General features: G+C 34.3%; 21 protein-coding genes. All 21 read left to right on the top strand.

The window, feature by feature from the left end:
• Positions 1 to 3 precede the first annotated feature (3 nt).
• The 21 genes from rsgA (at position 4) to C8E03_RS13035 (ending at position 23,359) form a co-directional block, all read left to right on the top strand.
• Positions 4 to 882 carry a ribosome small subunit-dependent GTPase A gene (rsgA, locus tag C8E03_RS12935; protein ID WP_094376669.1) on the top strand — a complete coding sequence of 293 codons (879 nt, stop codon included), beginning with the start codon at positions 4 to 6 and terminating at the stop codon, positions 880 to 882.
• Between the two features lie 2 nt (positions 883 to 884).
• A complete protein-coding gene (gene rpe / locus C8E03_RS12940; RefSeq protein WP_094376670.1) occupies positions 885 to 1,550 on the top strand; it encodes a ribulose-phosphate 3-epimerase in 666 nt (221 codons plus the stop codon).
• 55 nt (positions 1,551 to 1,605) lie between these two features.
• A complete protein-coding gene (locus C8E03_RS12945; RefSeq protein WP_094376671.1) occupies positions 1,606 to 2,256 on the top strand; it encodes a thiamine diphosphokinase in 651 nt (216 codons plus the stop codon).
• A gap of 20 nt (positions 2,257 to 2,276) precedes the next feature.
• The gene (ychF, locus tag C8E03_RS12950; protein WP_110291224.1) at positions 2,277 to 3,374 is read left to right on the top strand and encodes a redox-regulated ATPase YchF; all 1,098 of its coding nucleotides are present in this window, start codon (positions 2,277 to 2,279) and stop codon (positions 3,372 to 3,374) included.
• Positions 3,375 to 3,537: 163 nt separating this feature from the next.
• Entirely contained in the window at positions 3,538 to 4,392 is an 855-nt protein-coding gene (lgt, locus tag C8E03_RS12955) for a prolipoprotein diacylglyceryl transferase (RefSeq protein ID WP_094376673.1), read from the top strand.
• 14 nt (positions 4,393 to 4,406) lie between these two features.
• Positions 4,407 to 4,580 carry an aspartyl-phosphate phosphatase Spo0E family protein gene (locus C8E03_RS12960; protein ID WP_094376674.1) on the top strand — a complete coding sequence of 58 codons (174 nt, stop codon included), beginning with the start codon at positions 4,407 to 4,409 and terminating at the stop codon, positions 4,578 to 4,580.
• Between the two features lie 288 nt (positions 4,581 to 4,868).
• Positions 4,869 to 5,300 carry a division/cell wall cluster transcriptional repressor MraZ gene (gene mraZ, locus C8E03_RS12965; RefSeq protein ID WP_094376675.1) on the top strand — a complete coding sequence of 144 codons (432 nt, stop codon included), beginning with the start codon at positions 4,869 to 4,871 and terminating at the stop codon, positions 5,298 to 5,300.
• Between the two features lie 217 nt (positions 5,301 to 5,517).
• Entirely contained in the window at positions 5,518 to 6,459 is a 942-nt protein-coding gene (gene rsmH / locus C8E03_RS12970) for a 16S rRNA (cytosine(1402)-N(4))-methyltransferase RsmH (RefSeq protein WP_110291244.1), read from the top strand.
• A gap of 14 nt (positions 6,460 to 6,473) precedes the next feature.
• Positions 6,474 to 6,986 carry a septum formation initiator family protein gene (locus C8E03_RS12975; protein WP_094376676.1) on the top strand — a complete coding sequence of 171 codons (513 nt, stop codon included), beginning with the start codon at positions 6,474 to 6,476 and terminating at the stop codon, positions 6,984 to 6,986.
• Positions 6,987 to 7,010: 24 nt separating this feature from the next.
• The gene (locus C8E03_RS12980; protein WP_110291225.1) at positions 7,011 to 9,062 is read left to right on the top strand and encodes a peptidoglycan D,D-transpeptidase FtsI family protein; all 2,052 of its coding nucleotides are present in this window, start codon (positions 7,011 to 7,013) and stop codon (positions 9,060 to 9,062) included.
• 67 nt (positions 9,063 to 9,129) lie between these two features.
• Positions 9,130 to 11,061 (top strand): penicillin-binding transpeptidase domain-containing protein, encoded by a 1,932-nt coding sequence (locus tag C8E03_RS12985; RefSeq protein WP_094376678.1) that lies wholly within the window; start codon positions 9,130 to 9,132, stop codon positions 11,059 to 11,061.
• Between the two features lie 78 nt (positions 11,062 to 11,139).
• Positions 11,140 to 12,096: a phospho-N-acetylmuramoyl-pentapeptide-transferase gene (gene mraY, locus C8E03_RS12990; protein ID WP_094376679.1), complete on the top strand. Its 957-nt coding sequence runs from the start codon at positions 11,140 to 11,142 to the stop codon at positions 12,094 to 12,096.
• Between the two features lie 16 nt (positions 12,097 to 12,112).
• A complete protein-coding gene (murD, locus tag C8E03_RS12995) occupies positions 12,113 to 13,468 on the top strand; it encodes a UDP-N-acetylmuramoyl-L-alanine--D-glutamate ligase (RefSeq protein WP_094376680.1) in 1,356 nt (451 codons plus the stop codon).
• A gap of 23 nt (positions 13,469 to 13,491) precedes the next feature.
• Positions 13,492 to 14,610: an FtsW/RodA/SpoVE family cell cycle protein gene (locus tag C8E03_RS13000; protein WP_110291226.1), complete on the top strand. Its 1,119-nt coding sequence runs from the start codon at positions 13,492 to 13,494 to the stop codon at positions 14,608 to 14,610.
• A gap of 91 nt (positions 14,611 to 14,701) precedes the next feature.
• A complete protein-coding gene (murA, locus tag C8E03_RS13005) occupies positions 14,702 to 15,952 on the top strand; it encodes a UDP-N-acetylglucosamine 1-carboxyvinyltransferase (protein ID WP_094376682.1) in 1,251 nt (416 codons plus the stop codon).
• Positions 15,945 to 16,667 (top strand): cell division protein FtsQ/DivIB, encoded by a 723-nt coding sequence (locus C8E03_RS13010; protein WP_094376683.1) that lies wholly within the window; start codon positions 15,945 to 15,947, stop codon positions 16,665 to 16,667. Before murA ends, C8E03_RS13010 begins: the two co-directional genes overlap by 8 nt.
• 119 nt (positions 16,668 to 16,786) lie before the next feature.
• Positions 16,787 to 17,965, top strand: coding sequence for a cell division protein FtsZ (ftsZ, locus tag C8E03_RS13015; RefSeq protein WP_094376684.1), 1,179 nt, complete (start codon positions 16,787 to 16,789; stop codon positions 17,963 to 17,965).
• A 444-nt stretch (positions 17,966 to 18,409) separates the two neighbouring features.
• Positions 18,410 to 19,264, top strand: a complete 855-nt coding sequence (locus tag C8E03_RS13020; protein WP_094376685.1) for a sigma-E processing peptidase SpoIIGA — start codon at positions 18,410 to 18,412, stop codon at positions 19,262 to 19,264.
• A 14-nt stretch (positions 19,265 to 19,278) separates the two neighbouring features.
• A complete protein-coding gene (gene sigE, locus C8E03_RS13025; RefSeq protein ID WP_094376686.1) occupies positions 19,279 to 20,019 on the top strand; it encodes an RNA polymerase sporulation sigma factor SigE in 741 nt (246 codons plus the stop codon).
• Between the two features lie 250 nt (positions 20,020 to 20,269).
• Positions 20,270 to 21,889 carry a response regulator gene (locus tag C8E03_RS13030; RefSeq protein WP_094376687.1) on the top strand — a complete coding sequence of 540 codons (1,620 nt, stop codon included), beginning with the start codon at positions 20,270 to 20,272 and terminating at the stop codon, positions 21,887 to 21,889.
• Positions 21,890 to 21,895: 6 nt separating this feature from the next.
• The gene (locus C8E03_RS13035) at positions 21,896 to 23,359 is read left to right on the top strand and encodes a sensor histidine kinase (protein ID WP_242993533.1); all 1,464 of its coding nucleotides are present in this window, start codon (positions 21,896 to 21,898) and stop codon (positions 23,357 to 23,359) included.
• Positions 23,360 to 23,484 lie beyond the last annotated feature (125 nt).

Consider the following 23,484-nt stretch of genomic DNA (forward strand, 5'->3'; position numbering starts at 1 on the left):
TATATGCAGGGAAAAATCATAAAAGGAATTGCAGGTTTTTATTATGTTCATACAGGTGAAGATATCGTATATGAGTGTAAGGCCAAAGGTGTATTTCGTAAAAATAAAATAAAACCATTAGTAGGAGACAATGTAATCTTAGATGTTTTGGATGAAAAAGAAAGAAAGGGCAATATTATTGAGATTCTTAAAAGAAAGAATGAACTAATTCGTCCTGCTGTTTCAAACATTGATCAGGCATTGGTCATTTTTGCTGCGGCAAAACCAAATCCTAATTTTAATCTATTGGATCGGTTTTTAATTATGATGGAAAGACAAAGCGTAAATACAATCATATGCTTTAATAAAAAGGATATTGTAACGAAAAAGGAATTGGAACAGCTTAAAAATACTTATATGCAGTGCGGCTATGACATTGTATTTACGAGTGCCAAAAAGGAAGATGGAGTGGATGAAATTGGAAATTTAGTCCGAGGTAAAACAACAGCAGTTGCTGGACCCTCTGGTGTTGGAAAGTCGTCGATTATTAACGTACTTCAACCAAATGCATTGATGGAAACCGGATCTATAAGCATGAAGATAGAAAGGGGGAGGCATACGACCAGACATTCAGAATTAATATATATTGAAGAAGCGACTTATATCATGGACACTCCAGGATTTAGCTCTTTATATATTAATGATTTTGAAAAAGATGAATTAAAAGATTATTTTCCGGAGTTTGCTCAATATCAAGAAGGTTGTAAATTTCAAGGATGTATGCATATAAATGAGCCAAAATGTATGGTTAAAAAAGCACTTGTGGATGGTAATATAAGTCCGATCAGATACAATAATTACGTAGAGATGTTTCAGGAATTAAAAGACAAAAGGAGATATTAGATATGATAAAGCTTTCACCCTCTATTCTTGCAGCGGATTTTAAAAATCTTAGCGATAATATACAAAAAGCTGACCAGGCAGGCGCTCAGTACATTCACATAGATGTTATGGACGGAGATTTTGTCCCAAGTATTTCACTTGGGGTACCTGTTATCCAATCAATAAGAAGTGCGACAGATAAAATCTTTGATGTTCATTTAATGGTGAGTAATCCGGAACGATATATTGCTGATTTTGTCAAGGCAGGTGCAGATATTATTACTGTTCATGCAGAAGCTTGTAAACATCTTGACAGGACACTTAACTTTATTAAGCAAAATGGGGTTAAAGTGGGAGTGGCACTGAATCCTTCCACGCCGTTATCAGCACTTGATTATGTATTGGATTTAGTTGATATGGTTTTAATTATGACTGTCAATCCAGGTTTTGGAGGACAAGCTTTTATTGCCGGTATGTATGACAAGGTAACCAGACTTAGAGATATGATTAAGGATAAAGGATTCAATACGGATATAGAGGTAGACGGAGGAATTACGCAGGATAATTTAGACAAGATTATTGAGGCCGGTGCCAATGTGATTGTAGCGGGTTCTTCAATATTTCAAGGTGATATCAAAGAAAATATAACATCCTTTAATAATATAATTAGTAAATATGAAAGTATGTAAAATAGCAATTTAAGTTCGTAAATTGTGAAAGGCATGCTGTATGAATTGAGGAAAAATGAAAACACTTATCATTTCAGGCGGATATATAAATCAGGAATTTCTGGAAGAATTTCTTTCTAAAAATAAATTTGAATATATTATTGGAGTAGACAAGGGAATTGAGATATGTTATGAATATGAAATCATGCCATCTATTATAATGGGTGATTTTGATTCGGTTAGGATGGATACACTAAAATATTATGAAAATCACTCGGATATTAAAATACATCGATTTAAGCCGGAAAAGGATGACACAGATACGCAAATGGCCATTTTGTGGGCAGTGCAGATAGAGAGTACAGAAATTGCAATTATTGGGGCTACCGGTAGTCGAATTGATCATCTTCTAGGAAATATTCAAAGCCTGAGTATCGCATTGGAAAAGAATATTAATTGCTATATAATAGATAGTAACAATAAGATTATGCTGATAAAGGATAGTCTTGAGATTAAAAAGAAAGAGCAGTATGGGACTTATCTATCCTTACTTGCATTAACCAATCAAGTGACTGGTCTTACGTTAACAGGGTTTAAATATCCGCTTTATGAGTATAACTTGACAAATCAGTCAGGGGGCTTTGGCGTAAGCAATGAAATCGTAGAGGAACGTGCGAAAATTATGTTTCAATCAGGAATTTTAATTATGATACAATCAAAAGACTGACAGTAGAAAGGAAGTTACATATGAAATTAGGTATAGTAGGGTTGCCAAATGTAGGAAAGAGTACATTATTTAATTCTTTAACAAAAGCAGGAGCGGAATCAGCAAATTATCCATTCTGTACGATAGATCCAAATGTAGGAATTGTAACAGTTCCAGATGAAAGACTTACCTTATTGGGTAATTTTTATGCTTCAAAGAAAGTTACACCGGCAGCAATTGAATTTGTAGATATAGCAGGTCTGGTAAAAGGTGCTTCAAAGGGAGAAGGTCTAGGAAACCAATTTTTATCCAATATAAGAGAGGTAGATGCTATTGTACATGTGGTAAGATGCTTTGAAGATACCAATGTAGTTCATGTAGATGGAAGTGTGGATCCACTTCGTGATATTGAAACAATTAATCTTGAACTGATTTTTTCAGACATAGAAATTTTAGAAAGAAGAATTGCAAAAACCAGCAAAGGTGCAAGAAATGATAAGACGCTTGCAAAGGAGCTAAATTTACTGACAAGAATAAAAGAGCATCTGGAAGAAGGAAAACTGGCAAAGAGTTTTGAAGCAAATGATGATGATGAGAAAGAGTTGTTAATCTCTTACAATCTGTTAACTTATAAGCCGGTTATTTTTGCGGCTAATGTAATAGAAGATGACCTTGCAGATGATGGCAGCAGTAATCAATATGTGAATTCTGTACGGGAATTTGCAAAGCAGGAAAGTTGTGAAGTATTTGTTGTTTGTGCAAAAATCGAGCAGGAAATTGCAGAGCTTGATGAGGATGAAAAGAAAATGTTTCTAGAGGATTTGGGTCTTATGGAATCAGGACTTGAAAAACTCATAAAAGCTAGCTACAGCTTATTAGGCTTGATTAGTTATCTAACCGCAGGAGAAGATGAAACAAGAGCTTGGACAATTAAAAAGGGCACGAAGGCGCCAGGTGCAGCAGGAAAGATTCATTCAGACTTTGAAAGAGGATTTATTCGTGCAGAGGTAGTAAATTATAAAAATTTATTGGACTGTGGTTCTTATTCAGCAGCTAAAGAGAAGGGGCTTGTTGGACTGGAAGGGAAAGATTATGTAGTAAAAGACGGTGATGTTATTTTATTTAGATTCAATGTATAAAACTGATGTTGTAATTTATAAAATCATGATGTATGATGTTTCAATTCGTTGTATCAGGTCGAAAAATGCAAAAACTTATCAATCTCTTAAGTTTGATTTTTTTTCTGATTAGGTTTAAAATGAATATATAGTCGAAAACATTCGCAAAGAGGAGAAAACAGTTATGAAACAATACAGTATTGCATTCCCCAATTTGGGAATTCAGTTCAACAATATCGGCAAGAGTATTAATATTTTTGACTTTGATATAGCATATTATGGAATTATCATTGGTATTAGTATGATTGTTGGAATTTTAATGGCGGAGCATGAGGCAAAGATTACAAATCAACGAATGGAAGACTATACAGACTTTGCATTATATGCAATTATATTTTCAATCATTGGAGCAAGAATTTATTACGTAGTATTTTCATGGGATATGTACAAGGGTAATTTATTAAAAATTATCAACATAAGACAAGGTGGACTGGCTATTTATGGTGGCATCATAGCAGCGGTCATTACTTTGTCTGTTTTTTCCAAGAAAAGGAATCTTTCCTTTTGGAAAATGGCAGATACTGCATGTATAGGACTTGTGTCTGGACAAATAATAGGAAGGTGGGGGAATTTCTTTAACCGAGAAGCCTTTGGAGGTTATTCAGATGGGTTATTAGCTATGAGGATTCCAATTGCGGATGTAAGGACAGGTGATATATCCGAAGAGCTTTTGCTTCGTGTTAAAGATGGCATTGATTATATTCAAGTACATCCAACATTTCTATATGAATCGCTTTGGAATTGTGGTGTATTGTTACTTATATTAATTTATAAGAGATATAAAAAATTCAATGGTGAAATATTTTTGGTTTATGCAGCGGGATATGGTGCAGGACGCTCTTGGATAGAATCGCTAAGAACAGACCAGTTATTAATTGCTAACACGACAATACCTGTATCACAGTTATTATCGATAATAGTAGTGGTAGTTTCGATTTTTTTCATTTTTACAAAACGTAAAAAAGTAATAAATTCATAAGAAAGGGTGATTGGATGATGGAGAACGTTACAGCTTTGAAAATTAAAATTGAAGAGGCAAGAAGACAATTGAATTCATTTGTAGCTAATAATATGGATGAAAAAGGTACGTATGAAAAAAGTGTAGAACTTGACCATTTGATTGAAGAGTATATTAATATTGTTGAGCTAAATAATGGGTTGAACTAATATACAATTGAAAGCAACCGAATCAAAAAACTTCGGTTGCTTAGTATATTAGCAACAATCTTGTGAAAGAAGAAAATTTTATAAAATGTTGTAAAGACCTGTAAATTCAAGTCCTATAAAATGTTAATTTTAGCATTTTATAGGACTTTTTTACTATTTGTTTTTCAAGATAACTATTGCTATTTCATCTGAATTAATATAAAATGTACATATAAGTGGTGGAAAGTGGTACATAGTGGTACAAAATGGTAGAAAAGTGGCAGACCATTTTGAAAGAAGGTGCGCTATATGTTTATGGGGGAATACAACCATTCAATTGATGCTAAAGGTAGGTTGATTATGCCATCTAAGTTTCGAGAAGCTTTGGGAGATGAATTTGTTGTTACCAAGGGTTTAGATGGATGTCTTTTTGTATACCCTATTGATGAATGGCAAGCCTTTGAAGAAAAGCTGAAAACACTCCCACTTACAAATAAAAATGCAAGACAGTTCTCACGTTTTTTCTTGGCAGGTGCAGCAACCTGTGAAGTGGATAAGCAGGGAAGAATATTACTTCCTAGTGTTTTAAGAGAATTTGCGCAGCTTAACAAAGATGTAGTTTTAGTAGGTGTACTAAGCAGAATAGAAATCTGGAGCAAGTCCAAATGGATTGAAAGCAATGTATATGATGATATGGATGATATTGCAGAGCACATGGAAGAACTCGGGTTAAGTATATAACCTTATCAGATAAGTTACTTATTTCTTAAAGTGGGGAAATGGACTAAGCTTGTTTTCTTAGGAGCCCAAACTTCAACAAAAATACCAGAATAATAATAAAATTAAGAGCAAGTATCGAAGCGGATGGTCAATATCCGCTTTGGCAAAAGAGGAAAGTTTGAGAAAATCTTTCAAAGCTGTTGATATAGCCAAGAGAATGGCACAGTATGGAGGTAATATGAGTTTTGAACATAAATCGGTACTATTAGACGAAACAATAAGTAATCTGAATATCAAACCGGATGGTATTTATGTCGATGGCACATTGGGAGGCGGAGGACATGCTTATGAAGTATGTGCACGCTTAAAGGATAAGGGACGATTTATTGGAATAGATCAGGATGAGGCTGCAATTAAAGCAGCTGGTGAAAAACTAAAGGAATTTGGAAATAAAGTTACAATCGTAAGAAGCAACTATAATGATATGAAGCAGGTACTTCATACGCTTGAAGCAGACAAAGTAGATGGGATTTTACTTGATTTGGGAGTATCATCATATCAATTAGATACAGCTGACAGAGGCTTTTCCTATATGGCGGATGCACCTCTTGATATGAGAATGGATCAAAGACAGGAGCTTACAGCTAAGGATATTGTGAATCACTATAGTGAAATGGAATTATACCATATTATAAAGGACTATGGAGAAGATAGATTTGCAAAAAATATTGCCAAGCATATTGTTAGGGCTAGAGCTAATAAAGAAGTAGAAACAACTTTTGAACTTACAGATATTATTAAAGCGGCAATACCGATGAAGCAAAGAATTACAGGTGGTCATCCGGCCAAAAAAACCTTTCAGGCAATAAGAATAGAGCTTAACAAAGAATTGGAAGTACTTAAGAATTCTTTAGATGAAATGATAGATAGCTTAAATGATGGCGGGAGAATATGTATTATTACATTTCATTCATTAGAAGATAGAATTGTAAAAAATAGTTTTAGAAGAAATGAAAATCCATGCACATGTCCCAGTGATTTTCCTATCTGCGTGTGTGGAAAACAATCTAAAGGAAAAGTAATTACTAGAAAGCCAATTAAACCAAGTGAAGAAGAGATAGAATATAACAAACGTTCTAAAAGTTCTAAGCTTAGAGTATTTGAAAGAGAATTTAAGTAAAGGGGTGAATGGTTATGTCGAATCAGACAGGAAGAAGAGCGTCTGCACAAAACACACTTTTAAGGAATACATCAACTTATCAATACGGAAACACGGCAAGACAGTTTCAGGTAGTACCAAATCCATATGAGAAGTCTGAGGTGGACAAGCCTAGGTTAAGCAACAGTGCCAGAAAAAACAGAGAGAAAGCACTTAATATGAATTTTGGGTATGTTGTGTTTTTGGCTGTTGCTGCTATTGTAACATTATTTGTATGTATTTCTTATCTAAAGCTTCAAGCAGAGATGACACAAAAGGTAAAAAACATCTCGTCCTTAGAAAAGGAAGTAGCGGATTTGCGTTCAGATAATGATGAAACCTATAATAGAATCAATAATGCGACTGACCTGGATTATATCAAAAAAGTTGCAATGGAAGATCTAGGTATGGTTTATGCTTCGGAAAAACAAGTAGTGTTATACAATAATGAAGAAAGTGACTATGTGAGACAATATAGCGATATTCCAGAGGCAAAAAAGTCTAAATAAAGAAGTTAAGTGCAGGTGGCTTTCATGAAGAAATCAGATAAAAGAAACAAACAAGAACAAAAAAAATTTAATAGAAAAATGCAAATGAAGCTAGCAGTATTATTTATCGTAATAATGCTAGCTTTAATTGGATTAAGTGTACGACTTACTTATATTAATGCAGAAAGTGGCGATAAATATACAAAGCAGGTATTGTCACAGCAGCAATATGACAGCCAGTCGATTCCTTTTCGAAGAGGAGATATAACAGATGTAAAAGGAACGATTCTTGCTACGAGCGAAAAAGTATATAACGTAATATTAGACTGTAAGGTGGTAAATTCAGATGAGAAATATATTCAGCCTACTATTAGCGCCCTAACCAGTTGCTTTGAATTAAATGAATCAGACTTACAAGGCATACTAAATGAAAAAAAAGACAGTAGATATGTAATATTGCTCAAAAAATTAAGCTATGAAGAAATTCAGACATTTATTCAAATGCAAGATGAAATAGACGAAAAAACAAAGGAAAAGAAAAATCCTTATATAAAAGGAGTTTGGTTTGAGGATGAATATTTAAGAACCTATCCCTATGGTTCATTAGCCAGTAGTCTGCTTGGATTTACAGTATCAGGTAATGTGGGAAATTGGGGAATCGAACAATATTACAATGATCAGTTAAATGGAGTCGATGGAAGAGAATATGGCTATTTAAATGACGATTCTGAGTTGGAGAGAACGATTAAAGCTGCCACGGATGGAAATACAGTGGTCACTACAATTGATGCAACCGTACAGGGCATTGTAGAAAAGCATATTGCAGCATTCAATGAAGAATACCGAGGCTCATATCGAGAAGATGATGATGGAAGTAAGAATACTTCTGTTATAATAGCAAATCCTAATGATGGAAGTATTATTGCTATGGCAAGCAGTTCCAATCATTTTGATTTGAATAATCCGAGGGATTTATCTGTTTATTATTCAGAAGAAGATATCGCTGCTATGGACGATGAGACAAAACTAAATAATTTGAATCAGATTTGGAAAAATTCATGTATAACAGATACTTATGAGCCAGGTTCTACAGCCAAGCCATTCACTGTAGCATCAGCCATAGATAGTGGAAAGATAACCGGTAATGAAACTTATACTTGTAACGGATTTTTAAATGTTGGTGGTTGGGATATAGGATGTAATGCAACTCATGGAACAGTTACTGTTGAACAGGCACTTATGAAATCGTGCAATGTTGCACTTATGCATATTGCCTTGACAGAAGGAAAAGAAGTATTTACAAAATATCAGAGTATATTTAATATAGGTAAAAAAACCGGAATTGATTTACCGGGTGAGGCAAGTGGTATTATTTATTCATTAGAAAATATGGGGCAAACTGACTTGGCCACCAATGCATTTGGCCAGAATTTCAATGTAACTATGATACAAATGGTATCGGCATTTTCCTCTATTATCAATGGAGGCTATTATTATAAACCGCATGTAGCCAGTAAAATATTGGATTCAAAAGGAGCAACCGTATCTACAGTTGAGCCAGTTTTGTTAAAACAAACAATATCGAAATCAACATCAGATAAATTAAAGCAATATCTATACAAAACAGTATGTGATCAGGCCGGAACAGGAAAGACTGCAAGAGTGGAAGGCTATGAAATGGGAGGTAAAACAGGAACTGCTGAAAAGCAAAACAGAGATAAAATAAACTATGTTGTTTCTTTTCTGGGATATGTACCCCAAGACGATCCACAGGTAGTAATCTATGTCGTAATTGATGAACCAAACGTAGAAAAACAATCCAATAGTATTTATGCTCAAAAAGTGGCAAAGGGAATATTAGAAGAAATTCTTCCCTATTTAAATATATTTCCGACACAGGCGGTGGAGAAAACAGAACAAAGTACACAAACAACGCAGGAAGCTTCTCAGACCTCTGAAAGTACAACACAGGAGCAATCAGAACAAGAACAAACGACTCAAGAGAATATTGAAGAAAGTAGTACAAGTGAAAATGCAGCGTTACCTTATCAACTAGGAGATTTGAATGAAGACGACTCCGACAATGAGCAGAATTAATTCAATAATTTTCATAACCTCATGAATTCTGAAATAAAATGTAATAATGACGTTTATGAGGATAGCAATGGTTAAAAGCAAAACTTTTAATAGAAAAAAAATAGTTATTGTGTTTGCGGCAGTGGCTATGATTCTTATTATGCTTGTTGGAAGGCTGTTTTATTTAATGATAGTTAAGTCTGAGTACTATCAGGAAAAAGCAGATGAACTACATGAACGAGAGAGAGAAATCAAAGCAGCCAGGGGCAAGATTATAGATGCTACCGGTGAAATTGTAGCAACAAATAAAACGGTATGTACCATTTCGGTTATTCACAGTCAGATAAAGGAGCCGGAGAAAGTAATTAGCATATTATGTAAAGAGTTGGAGCTGTCAGAGGAAAAAGTCAGAAAACGAGTTGAAAAATTTAGCTCGATTGAGCGAATTAAAACGAATGTAGATAAGGAAATTGGAGATAAAATACGTTCTTATGGTTTATCAGGAGTAAAAGTGGATGAAGATTTTAAGAGATATTATCCATATGGAAGTTTGGCATCTAAGGTGCTTGGCTTTACAGGAAGTGACAATCAAGGAATTATAGGACTTGAAGTAAAATATGAGAACTATTTAAAGGGGCAAAATGGTTATATTCTAACCATGACAGATGCCAGGGGCGTTGAGATAAAAGATGCAGCAGAGGGAAGAGTAGAGCCGATTTCAGGTAATGATTTATATATAAGTCTGGATAGCAATATACAAAAATTTGCAGAGCAGTCTGCTGCTAAGGTGATGGAAGCAAAGTCAGCCGATAGCGTCTGCATTATTATAATGAATCCGCAAAATGGAGAAATTATGGCAATGGTTAATTTACCTGAATTTGATTTAAATGATCCATTTACATTAAATTTTGAAACAACAGAAACGTTAGATGAAAAAACCAAACAGAATTTGCTTAATCAGATGTGGAGAAACAGGTGTATTAATGATACCTATGAACCTGGTTCCACCTTTAAAATAATTACAGCATCAGCAGGTCTGGAAGAAGGAGTAGTAACCTTAGAGGATACCTTTCATTGTCCGGGGTTTAAGATTGTAGAGGATCGGCGAATCCGATGTCATAAAATAGCGGGACATGGAAGTGAAACGTTCCTACAAGGAGTTATGAACTCCTGTAATCCGGTTTTTATAGAAGTGGGATTAAGACTGGGAGTCGATAATATTTTTAAGTATTTTAAACAGCTTGGTCTTCTGGAAAAGACTGGGGTGGATTTGCCGGGAGAAGCCGGAACCATTATGCATAAAAAGGAAAATGTTGGGCAGGTCGAACTGGCTACCATGGCATTTGGACAGTCTTTTCAGATTACACCGATTCAATTGGCAACTACAGTAAGCTCCATTATAAATGGAGGAACCAGAGTGACACCACATTTTGGAGTCGCAGTCAGAACCTATGACGGTCAGTTAATAGAAAATTTTTCGTATCCAACTAAGGCTAACATTATTTCATCAGAGACAACAGAAACGATACGTTTTATATTAGAAAAAGTAATATCAGAGGGTACAGGTAAGAAAGCGTATATACCAGGCTTTCGAGTAGGAGGCAAAACAGCTACCTCACAGACACTTCCAAGAAGTGCCAAAAAATATATTTCTTCTTTTATAGGATTTGCACCGGCAGAGAATCCACAGGTATTGGCACTGGCGATTATATATAATCCACAAGGAATTTATTATGGAGGAACGATAGCGGCACCTGCTGTAAAAGAAATATTTGAAAATATTCTTCCGTATCTGGGCATTGAACAGGTGTATGAAGCCTCAGAGATAGAAGAATATAACATAGGAGACATTACAATGCCTGAATTAGTAGGTCTTACTAAGAAAGAGGCAGATAAAGTGCTAAAGGAATATGAACTTAATGTAGAATATCTAAATGAAGGAGAAACTGTTACTGATCAATTTCCACTAGCGGGAGAAACTATAAGTAAAACAAGTAATATAATTCTTTATTTAGAGTAAAAAAGTTGATAAATTAGTTAAAAAGAATTATACTAGTTCATGTTAAACTAAAACAAAAGAAATTTAGAGGTGTAGATAATGGATTACAAGGTAGTGATTCCGGTTATTGCGGCTTTTATCATCAGTGCAATTTCGGGACCGGGTATAATTAAATATTTAACTAAGCTGAAAGCAGGTCAGACCGTAAGAGAAGATGGACCACAGACACATTTAAAGAAAACAGGGACTCCTACTATGGGAGGAGTACTTATTTTATTAAGTATTATTATTGTATCCTTGTTTTATATACAGGATTATCCAAAGATTATTCCAATTTTATTTGTAACACTGGGATTTGGTATTATAGGATTTTTAGATGATTACATTAAAGTGGTGCTAAAACGTTCGTTAGGATTAACCGTAATGCAGAAGATGACAGGAGAGATTATGGTAACGGTCATATTTGCATATTATATAATCAATTACTCTGAAGTGGGACTTGAGATGCTATTGCCGTTTTCGGACGGTAAATATGTTAATATGGGAATACTTACTATTCCAATTATGTTTATCGCAATGATTGGAACAGTAAATGGTGTTAATTTTACGGATGGGTTGGATGGCTTGGCATCTAGCGTCACGGTGCTGGTTGCGACCTTTTTTTCACTGGTTGCGATAACCCAAGGAAGTGGTATTGAACCAATAACCTGTGCTGTAGTGGGAAGCTTGCTTGGTTTTTTATTATTTAATGCTCATCCGGCAAGAGTATTTATGGGTGATACAGGCTCGCTGGCACTTGGAGGGTTTGTTGCAGCATCAGCATACATGCTTAAGATGCCATTATTTATTTTGATTGTTGGATTAATCTATTTAGTTGAAGTGATATCTGTTATGATGCAAGTTACTTATTTTAAATTGACAAAGGGAAAACGTATCTTTAAAATGGCGCCCATTCATCATCATTTTGAATTATGCGGTTGGTCAGAAACAAAGGTAGTTACCGTATTTACAATTATTACAGCAGTGCTTTGCTTATTGGGTTTATTAGCAATGTAAGTGGGAGGATGTACAAATGGAGTTTACAAAAAGGAATGTTTGTGTAATAGGAACGGGAATCAGTGGAATTGGAGCCGCAGAACTTTTATCAAAAAGAGGTGCAAGTGTTATCTTATACGATGGTGACGATAAGTTATCAAAGGAACAGATAGAAGAGAAATTAACTGATTTAAACAATATAAAAATAGTGTTAGGTGAGCTTCCAAATAAAATAATTAATACATTGGATTTAACGGTAGTAAGTCCCGGAGTTCCAATTGATCAACCGGTAGTTGAACAGATCAAAAAAGCAGGTGTGAAAATTTGGGGTGAAGTGGAATTAGCATATTCTGTAACAAAGGGCAGTGTAATAGCAATTACCGGAACAAACGGAAAAACAACAACGACAGCATTAACCGGAGAGATCATGAAAAATTACTTTGACAGCGTATTTGTTGTGGGTAATATAGGAATACCGTATACGAGTGTTGTGGATGAGATGAATGACACGTCGGTCACTGTAGCGGAAATAAGCAGCTTTCAATTAGAAACGATAGAAAATTTCAGACCAGTTGCAAGTGCAATACTTAATATTACGCCAGATCATTTGAATCGGCATAAATCGATGGATCAATACATAGCAGTTAAGGAGAGTATAACGAGCAATCAGTTAATTCATGATACCTGTGTTCTTAACTATGAGGATGAGATATTAAGAGAATTTGGAAAGACATTAAATACGAATGTAATTTACTTTAGTAGTATAAATAAATTAAAAAAAGGAATTTATATTGACGAAGAGAATATAGTATATAATAGTGGGAAAAATATCGAGATTATTTGCAAGACTACGGAATTAAAATTACTTGGCAGACATAATCATGAAAATGTTATGGCAGCTATTGCTTTATCAATTAGCATGAAAGTTCCACTGAAGGTCATAAGGGACACAGTAATGAGTTTTAAAGCAGTTGAGCACAGGATAGAATTTGTAATGGAGAAATCCGGGGTTGCCTATTATAATGATTCAAAGGGAACGAATCCGGATGCCGCAATAAAAGGTATTCAGGCCATGAATCGGCCTACCATATTAATTGGTGGAGGATATGATAAGAAATCAGAATACGATGAATGGATCAATTCCTTTGATGGAAAAGTAAAATATCTTGTTTTAATTGGAGAAACGAAGCAACAAATTGCCAAAACTGCAAGGGAATGCGGTTATCATAATATAATATTCGCAGAAACCTTACAGGAAGCAGTTAAAATCAGTGCTTTGAAAGCCAGTACGGGTGATGCGGTGTTATTATCTCCTGCCTGTGCGAGCTGGGGAATGTTTAAAAATTATGAAGAGCGTGGAAGAATGTTTAAAGAATATGTGCATAAGCTATAAAGTTGAAATAGAGGAGAAAAGGAATGAGTCCAAGGGAGAATGAAAAATCGCATAGACGAAAAAAAGAGCATTATTTTGATTATAGCTTATTGTTCATTATCATTTTCTTGGTCTGCTTTGGATTAGTAATGCTGTATAGTACCAGCTCCTATAATGGTCAGGTCAAGTTTGGAGATTCTACCTTTTATTTGAAAAAGCAGTTAATGGCCACACTTTTGGGCATTGTTGCCATGCTCATTATAGCGAGAATTGATTATCATTTTTGGGAAAGATTTACTCTGGTGGCATTTTTATTAGCTCATATTTTATCAGCAGCAGTATTATTTGTAGGATCTGATTTTAATGGTTCCAAGAGATGGCTTAAGATTGGACCTATTTCATTTCAACCTTCCGAATTTGCAAAGCTTGCAGTTATACTTTTTCTTGCATTAGTAATCAGTAAAGTTTCAAAAAAAATTAAACAGTTTCGTACCATGATGATGGTAATGGCCTTGTGCGGTCCTATTGTAGCTTTAGTTGGAGTCAATAATTTAAGTACGGCCATTATTATATTAGGAATAGCGGTTATCTTAATATTTGTAGCCAGTCCTAAGTATATGCAGTTTATTATTATTGGATTAGGTGGTTCTGTTTTCATGGGTATCTTTATCTACCTCGAAAAATATCGGGCAGAAAGACTTAAAATCTGGCTGCATCCTGAAAATTTTGATAAAGGTTACCAGACATTGCAGGCATTATATGCAATTGGTTCAGGAGGCATACTTGGCAAAGGACTCGGCGAAAGCATGCAGAAATTAGGTTTTGTACCGGAAGCTCAAAATGACATGATTTTTTCAATTATATGTGAAGAATTAGGGTTGTTTGGTGCAGTTTCTCTTATTCTATTGTTTATACTGATGATATGGAGATTTATGATTATTGCCAATAATGCTCCGGATTTATATGGTGCACTGATTGTAGTAGGGATTATGGGTCATATTGCAATACAGGTTATACTAAATATTGCAGTTGTAACGAATTCAATTCCAAATACAGGTATTACATTACCATTTATAAGCTATGGAGGAACCTCAGCATTATTCCTCTTATCCGAAATGGGGCTTGCACTTAGCGTTTCAAGGCAAGTGAAGCTTGAAAAGTGAAAATTTATATAGATAAGCTTCATTATGAAGAAATTTACATAAGATAGAGTAGAAAAGTGTATTATAAATAATACGATTATGGAGGTTAACTTTGAACTCTATCAATATTTCAGGTGGGTTACCATTAAATGGTGAAGTAGCAGTCCAAGGTTCAAAAAATGCAGCATTACCAATCATTGCTGCAGCAATATTGTGCAAGGACATTACAATTTTACATAATTGTCCTCATATTGTTGATGTAGATAATATGACTGCCATATTGCAGATAATTGGGTGTAAGGTAGTATGGGAGGATAATTCCCTTATTATAGATTCGACATATGTAAATTCATATGAGATACCTTTGGAGTTAGCAGATAAGATGCGCTCCTCAGTTTTGATGTCAGGTGCTTTGCTTGGCAGACTGAAAAAAGCAGTTATTCCTTATCCAGGTGGCTGTGTGATTGGAAAACGACCAATCAATATACATCTTGAGGCGTTTAAACAAATGAATATAGGCATATATGAAAGTGCAGAAGGTCTAATAGCGAATACATCACAAATAAAAGGTAATATCATAAATTTACCGATATCAAGTGTTGGAGCAACAGAAAATATTATTCTGGCAGGAGTATGTGCAACAGGAACTACAATTATTAAAAATGCGGCAAAAGAACCGGAAGTTATGGAGCTTTGCAGATTTCTTAATAAAATGGGAGGAGATGTAAGAGGAGCTGGTACAGGTACAATTACCATCAATGGGGTTATGAAACTTCATGGAGCACAAATAAATATTGCATCAGACCGTATTGCGGCCGGAACCTATATATTGGCCGCGATGGGAACGCGAGGCAAGATTATATTAAATAATGCTCCAATGAATCATTTAACTGCTTTATTAGAAGTAGTTAATAAAATGGGTGGAAGATATATGTGTATTGACAATCAACTGATAATTGATGGCACGAAAGCAGTTCAAGCAGTTAAAAATGTTGAAACAAGTGTATATCCTGGTTTCCCTACTGATTTGCAGTCTCAGCTGTTATCCGTACTTACGGTTGCGGATGGAGAGAGCATGATTAAAGAGAATATCTTTGAAGCAAGATTTAAAACCGTGGAATGGCTTTTGAAAATGGGAGCAGATATTGTTTTAGCTGGCAATAAGGCAAAAGTAACAGGAGTAAAGGGTTTGCATGGTGAGCAGGTGAAGGCTGAAGAATTAAGAGGAGGTGCAGCACTTATAATTGCAGGCTTAATAGCCGAGGGTAATACAAATATATCGGAAGCTCATTATATAGAAAGAGGTTATCAGGATATATGTAAAGATTTAGAGATGCTGGGAGCTGATATTAGTTATGATTAGAAAAAACAAAAGAAGGCGGATTATAATTATTTTAATAGCAGTGCTACTGGCAGCGGTAGTGATAACAATAGTGAGCGTATTTTCAGTTAAGAAAATAACAATAACAGGTAATGAGCATTATACAGAGGAAGAAATTAAGAAATTAATATTTAGCAACAGATATTGTTATAATTCGCTTTATTTATATTGGAAATACAATTATAGGAATGATTATTTGATCCCTTTTATTGATACAATTGAGGTGGAAATGATATCTGGCAATGAGGTTAAAATTAATGTTTATGAAAAAAGCCTCGTAGGATACATCGAGTATCTTGGCTCTTGTATGTATTTTGATAAAGATGGAATTGTAGTTGAAAGCTCTTCAGAAGCGGTTGACAAAGTACCTTTAGTTACAGGTCTTAAGTTTGATCATATAATCTTATATCAAAAATTGCCTGTTGAAGAAAAATCTGTTTTCAATACAATCGTGAGTGTAACACAGCTCTTATCTAAATATGAAATAACACCTGATAAAGTCTATTTTAACAGTAATTATGAAATGACATTTTATTTTGCAGATGCCAGGGTTTATTTGGGAAAGGATAAGGACACAGAAGAAAAAATTATAAGATTAAAAAGTATACTTCCTGATTTGGAAGGATTATCTGGTGTACTTCACATGGAAGATTATCAAGAGGGGGTATCCAATATAACTTTTGAAAAGGATAAATAAGGATATGTAAAGAATTTAGGAGAAAATATCAAAATTGTGTTGATTAATTTACAAAAAAAATATATTATATAGAGAGTAAGTTTTTTTATGTGGAAAAGGAATGTGAAGGAGGAAGAACCTTGCTGGAAATAAAGACAAACGAAGCGGAATCTTCTGCAAAAATTATCGTCGTAGGAGTTGGCGGGGCAGGAAATAATGCTGTAAATAGAATGGTTGATGAGAAAATTGGTGGAGTGGAATTTATCGGTATTAATACTGATAGGCAGGCATTGCAGCTGTGTAAGGCATCTACACCTTTACAAATTGGAGAGAAACTGACAAAAGGACTTGGTGCGGGAGCACAGCCAGAGGTTGGGGAAAAGGCAGCGGAAGAGAGCGCTGAAGATATACAAAAAGCAATTCAGGGAGCAGATATGGTATTTGTAACCTGCGGTATGGGGGGCGGAACCGGAACGGGTGCGGCACCTGTAGTAGCCAAGATTGCGAAAGAGATGGGAATTTTAACAGTAGGAGTTGTTACTAAGCCCTTTAAATTTGAGGCAAGAGCACGTATGTCAAATGCGCTTAACGGAATTGAAAAGCTAAAAAACAGCGTAGATACATTAATCGTAATTCCAAATGATAAGCTTCTTGAAATCGTTGATAGAAGGACAACCATGCCGGATGCACTTAAGAAAGCAGATGAAGTTTTACAACAGGCAGTACAGGGAATTACCGATTTAATCAATCTTCCAGCATTAATCAATTTGGATTTTGCTGATGTGCAAACTGTTATGACGGATAAAGGTATTGCACATATTGGTATTGGCAAGGCTAAGGGTGATGATAAGGCAATAGAAGCAGTGAAACAGGCTGTTGCAAGTCCATTGCTTGAGACTACTATCACGGGTGCTACTCATGTAATTATTAATATATCAGGTGATATCACATTGATGGATGCAAATGATGCAGCAAGTTATGTTCAGGATTTAGCTGGTGACAGTGCAAATATTATTTTTGGAGCGATGTATGATGATACGTATACAGATGAAGCTAGTATTACAGTAATTGCAACAGGACTTGATAATGTCTCTTCAAATTCAACACCGGGAAAAATTATGCCAAGCTTTTCATACCCAACGAAAGCAGCATCAACACAGGCTGCTCAAAGACCGGTAACAAGTGAGGTTAAGTTGGGGGCAACTCCTTCTATATCACCTAGGCCTTTGACTGGTATTCAAAGACCGCGTACTCCGGAAAGCAATGTGGAAGAGAAGTCAATTAAGATTCCGGAGTTTTTACAGAAGAATCGTAAATAAGATTTTTAGGACAGGCCGTCATCTTGACGGTCTGTTTTTTTTCAAAGGAAAGACCTTGTTGTGGTAACGTAAAATAGTTTGGTTCCTATGAAATAAAAACACAATGCGCATGAATGCAAGTGGAAAATGTCACTGCGTAACAGCATTCGGCGCGGCAAAGCGGTCAAGTTCCTCATGTGTGAGGGATTAGGGAGCTGATGCGGACTTGTCTGCTTTGTTCCTTCTATAAGACTGGATTTTGAAAAGTATTAAATTAAGAGATTCATAAAACGCTATTCGCGCAATTATATAAGAAAAATTAGCTATGAAGAATAATTGTCTATAATGTAGAAAAAGTGAGATGAAAAAAATATATATTCGTATAGGATTTGACAAAAAATATAGTTAACTCGTTTTATAATAATTACAGCTTAGACACATACTATTAAGTGAGGGGAGTGAAAATTGTATTATGAGCTATATGTAGATGTACTTTTTTTGATTAACATGTGTATGAACTTTTATATTTTTGCAATTATAAAAAAAATAATGGGGTGCTCTGCCACGTATCCGAGAATTTTTTTTATCAGTATAATTAGTTCAATGTTAACCATAATCATAATCGTGTTGCCACTAAAGAGTATAATAATTAAATATATTATAATTCATATGGGAATTAATGTTTTAAGTACAAAGTTAGCATTAAAGCTCAAGGGGAGAAGCCAGATATTTAAAGCAGTCATTCTATTATACATATTAACTTTTTTAATTGGAGGTGTATTAAATTGGATTACATATGGTAGAGAGATGAATGTAGAAAAACTGCTGGTGGCTGGATTAATAATATTTATACTTATTAGAGGTGCAATCATTATATATTCTTTTTACAAAAGAAATATAAGTAAAGTGTGTGAGGTAACCATAAGCCTTAATAATAAACAGTTGAACCTAAAGGGGCTTGTGGATACTGGAAACAGTTTGGTAGAGCCAATTAGTAAAAAACCTGTAAATATTGTACCGTTAGGTAAAATAGAGGACTTGCTTACGAGCAAACAGGTAGATTATATTAAGTCATTTTTGGAATGCGAAACAGTAAGTAGGGATGTTGACTTAGAAGATTTAAAAGGAATATGCTATATTCCGTATAATTCTGTAGGCAAGAAGAATGGTTTAATACCGGCTATAAAAGCAGACAAAATGAAAATTATTAAAGATCAGAGGGTGAGTGAAATTTTCATGCCAATAATAGGAATCTGCCAAAATGAATTTGTATCTGACAAAAGGTATCACATTATTTTAAATCCAAAATTAGTAGATTAATAGGGGGCATATTTATGTTTATAAAAGTATCAGTACCAAACCACTTTCAGTTTAGGGCAATGCCATCATTTCAGAATATGATGTTTTCAAAAGGCGGTGATATACATTACATTGGGGGGGCCGATGTATTGCCAGCACCGTTAGAAGTACAAAAAGAAGCAGAGGTTATTAGCGATCTTGGAACAGATTATGATAAAGATGCTAAATCAGTATTAATTGAACATAATTTAAGATTAGTTGTTTACATAGCAAAGAAATTTGATAATACTGGCGTTGGAGTAGAGGATTTAATATCAATCGGAACAATAGGGTTAATAAAAGCCATAAATACCTTTAATCCGAATAAGAATATTAAGCTTGCTACCTATGCTTCCAGATGTATTGAAAATGAAATATTAATGTATTTACGAAGAAATAATAAAACGAAAATGGAGGTATCCATTGACGAACCGCTAAATGTTGACTGGGATGGCAATGAATTGCTACTATCCGATATTTTAGGTACAGATGAGGATATTATTTACAAGGATATTGAAAATGAAGTAGAAAGAAAGTTGTTAAATAAAGCAATTGATAAGCTATCGGAACGAGAAAAAACAATTGTTAAGTTACGCTTTGGGTTAAATACAAGAGACGGTGAGGAGCTGACTCAAAAAGAAGTTGCTGAATTGTTAGGAATATCACAATCCTACATATCAAGATTAGAGAAAAAGATTATTAGAAGGCTCAAAAAGGAAATTGTTCGTTTTGAATAAATTAAGATTTCTGTAGTTAACTTTGCTCTATCAATGAAGCAACTTGAAATCCGAAAGTGCTGATTCAAATATCGGCTGCTTTCGGATTTTTTATTTCATAGGATAGGGAGCTGATGCGTACTTGACCACTTTCCTGTTCTATCAGCTCACTACTAAAACAATAAAGTGAATTGACTTTACTATTGCAATTTAGTAAAAAATTGGATAATCTTATTATGGAGTACTTATCTGAGGATAGGGGGAAAATATTTTGAAAGTATTTCTGGTAGAGGATGAAATTGTAGTAAGGGAAGGAATTAAGAATAATATAGCATGGGAAAAGGAAGGATACCAATTTGTAGGTGAAGCAAGTGATGGTGAGCTTGCCTATCCCTTGATTAGAAGTATGAAACCGGACATTTTAATTACAGACATTAAAATGCCGTTTATGGATGGATTAGAGCTAAGCCAAATGGTTAAAAAGGAGCTTCCTGATACCAAAATTATTATCTTAAGCGGATATAATGAGTTTGATTATGCGAAGCAGGCAATACACATTGGCGTGACCGATTATTTGTTGAAACCTATCTCATCAGCTAAATTAATTGAAGCAATCAATAAAGTAAGAGAGATTATTAAGAAAGAAGCACAAGAAAAAGAATTATTAATACAATATAAACAGGATATGAATGGGAAGACAGTAATTGAGAAGAAGAACTTCTTTTTTGAGATTATTAAAAACAAATTAACGCTATTGCAGGTATTAGAGAAAGGGAAGAAGTTAGGGATTGATTTGGCTGTTGGGGCATATAGCATACTGCTATTGAAAATTTATAGCAAGAATAATCCATATGAATATTCTGGTTATCTGATTGCCGCAATTGCTGAAATAGATGATTTGTTACAAAATAGTGTGGATGTTATAAAATTTGAATTAGAAAATGAAATCAAAGCAATTATAATAAAAGCAGAGAATGAAAAGAAATTAGAAATTCTAATCAAGACATATTGCAATCGGATATTAGCACTTTTACAAGATAAATCGGACATTGAATATTTTGGAGGGATAGGCAGCATCGTAACAAGAATCAGTGAACTGCAAGATTCTTACCACATAGCCAACAGAGCGTTTTCGGCAAGATATTTTACCAAAACAAATCAGATTATAAATGGAAGTATGCTTGAAAAAGTAAATACATACCATAATGACATGATTGATATGCAGGCGATAGATTCAGAAAAAATGAATAAATCTCATTTAGATAAGTTTTTAAAAAATGGTTCCAAAGAGGAAATTAATCATTTCATAGAAGAATATCTGTTAAGTGCAGGGAATGTCAATATTAAATCAATTTTATTTCGGCAATATATTATTATGGATATTTATTTTTGCATCACTGCATTTATGGAGTCCATAGGATATTCAAAGGACAAAATTGTAGCAGAACTGGGCAGCTTTTATAATTTAGAAGATTTTATAGCATCAGTCGATGCAAGTAAGAAATATATGATAAGACTACTTTATAAAGCATTTACTCTTCGAGATGCGATCGCCAGACAAAAATATGGTGAAATACTAAAAATTGCCCGCGAGTACATACAGGAAAATTATGATAAAGAGGATATTTCGTTAAACACGGTTGCTTCCATCGTAAATATCAGCCCTACCTATTTTAGTGCTATTTTCAGTCAGGAAACAGGGCAGACTTTCATAGAATTTTTGACAGAAACAAGAATGAACAAAGCGAAAGAGCTGTTGATGTGCTCCAATTTAAAAACAACAGAAATCGGTTATGAAATTGGTTATAAGGATTCTCACTATTTTAGCTATATTTTTAAGAAAACGCAGCAATGTACTCCCAAAGAATTTCGTTTTAGAGGGAAGGAGTAGCTGGCATTGAAAAAGGCAAGTAAAAAGTTTTCCTTTAATTTAAATAGAAAATTAGGTCTGTTTGCTTTGGTAATCATTGTTCCAATGACGTTACTTATTTTATATCTCATTGTTTCATTGATTAATTTTGGTAATGCTTATAACCAAATTGTCCGCAATATAACAGCAGCAAACGACTACAATATTAATTTTAAAGAAGAAATTGATTATAGCATGTATCGAATCGTGATTGGTTCTGCTGATTTTGAAACAGCAAAGGATTCTGAGGAGATAAGAGATCCCTATGAAATTATTGATGAAGCACGCAAGGTATTTGAGAATCTGTACGAAATTACAGTAACACCAGAGAATAAATCTAGAATCAAAAAGTTGTTAAAAAATCTGGATACCTTAGAGGATAGAGTGGATGATATTAAAGTAAATCTTCTCATAAACGGTAGATATGATGAGAACATATATTTACTGGATAATAGTATATATATCTTAAGTGAAATCATTCAGGAGCATATACAAAAATATATTTATTATGAGGCAGCTAATTTTGAGACAATCAGACATGAACTGGCCAATCAGCAAAATAATGCAGTACAAGTCAGCTTGTGTGCATTTGTTGTAATCTTAGTCGGAACTATTTTAATTTCAATGATTATTGTTAGGAGTGTCACAAAACCGATAAAAGAATTGTGTGATACAACAGAAATAGTTGCCAGGGGTGATTTTACTACAAGAGCAGAGATCGAATCAAATGATGAGATTTCAGTATTGACAAACAGTTTTAATAATATGATTCAAAAAATTGGAAATTTGGTTGAGGATATAAAAAAGGAGCAAAATAATCTCAGAGTGATGGAGCTTAAGCTTTTACAATCACAGATTAACCCACATTTTCTTTATAATACGCTTGATACTATCGTCTGGCTTGCAGAGGGACAACAAACGGATCAGGTAGTGAAAATGGTGACTTCTTTGTCAGATTTTTTCAGAACAGTATTAAGCGAAGGGAGAGATTATATAACAATTGAAGAGGAAGAATCTTATATAAGAAGTTATTTGGAAATACAGCAATTTCGTTATCGCGATATCCTAGAGTATGAAATTCTAATTGATCCTATGATACATCAATATACAATTCTTAAGCTGACGCTTCAACCACTGGTAGAAAATGCATTATATCATGGTATTAAAAACAAAAGAGGCAAGGGAAAGATTTGTGTAAAAGGAAGGCTTGAAAATAAACTGATTTATCTGGAGGTTGAGGATAATGGTAAGGGAATGACAAAGGAAGAACTAAAGTATATTCAAAAGAGGGTAAAGGGACATGTGGAGGAAAGCAGTCAAAGAGGCTTTGGTCTGGCTAATGTAGATGAGAGGATACGATTAAACTATGGGGCAGAATATGGACTTGATTTTGACAGCATAGAGGGAGAATGGACAAGAGTAAGCATACGGCTGCCAATTAGTAAAACATAAAAAAATTAACTTTTTTAATAAAAAAACGAACATTTTTTAATAGGTTCGTTTTTTTATTGATATATTTATAAAAAAAAACACATATGTAATAATATATTCGGTATCATTATAATTCAATAATAGAT

This window comes from Lachnotalea glycerini, assembly GCF_003201285.1.
In the GTDB taxonomy this organism is placed as follows: Bacteria; Bacillota; Clostridia; order Lachnospirales; family Lachnospiraceae; genus Lachnotalea; species Lachnotalea glycerini.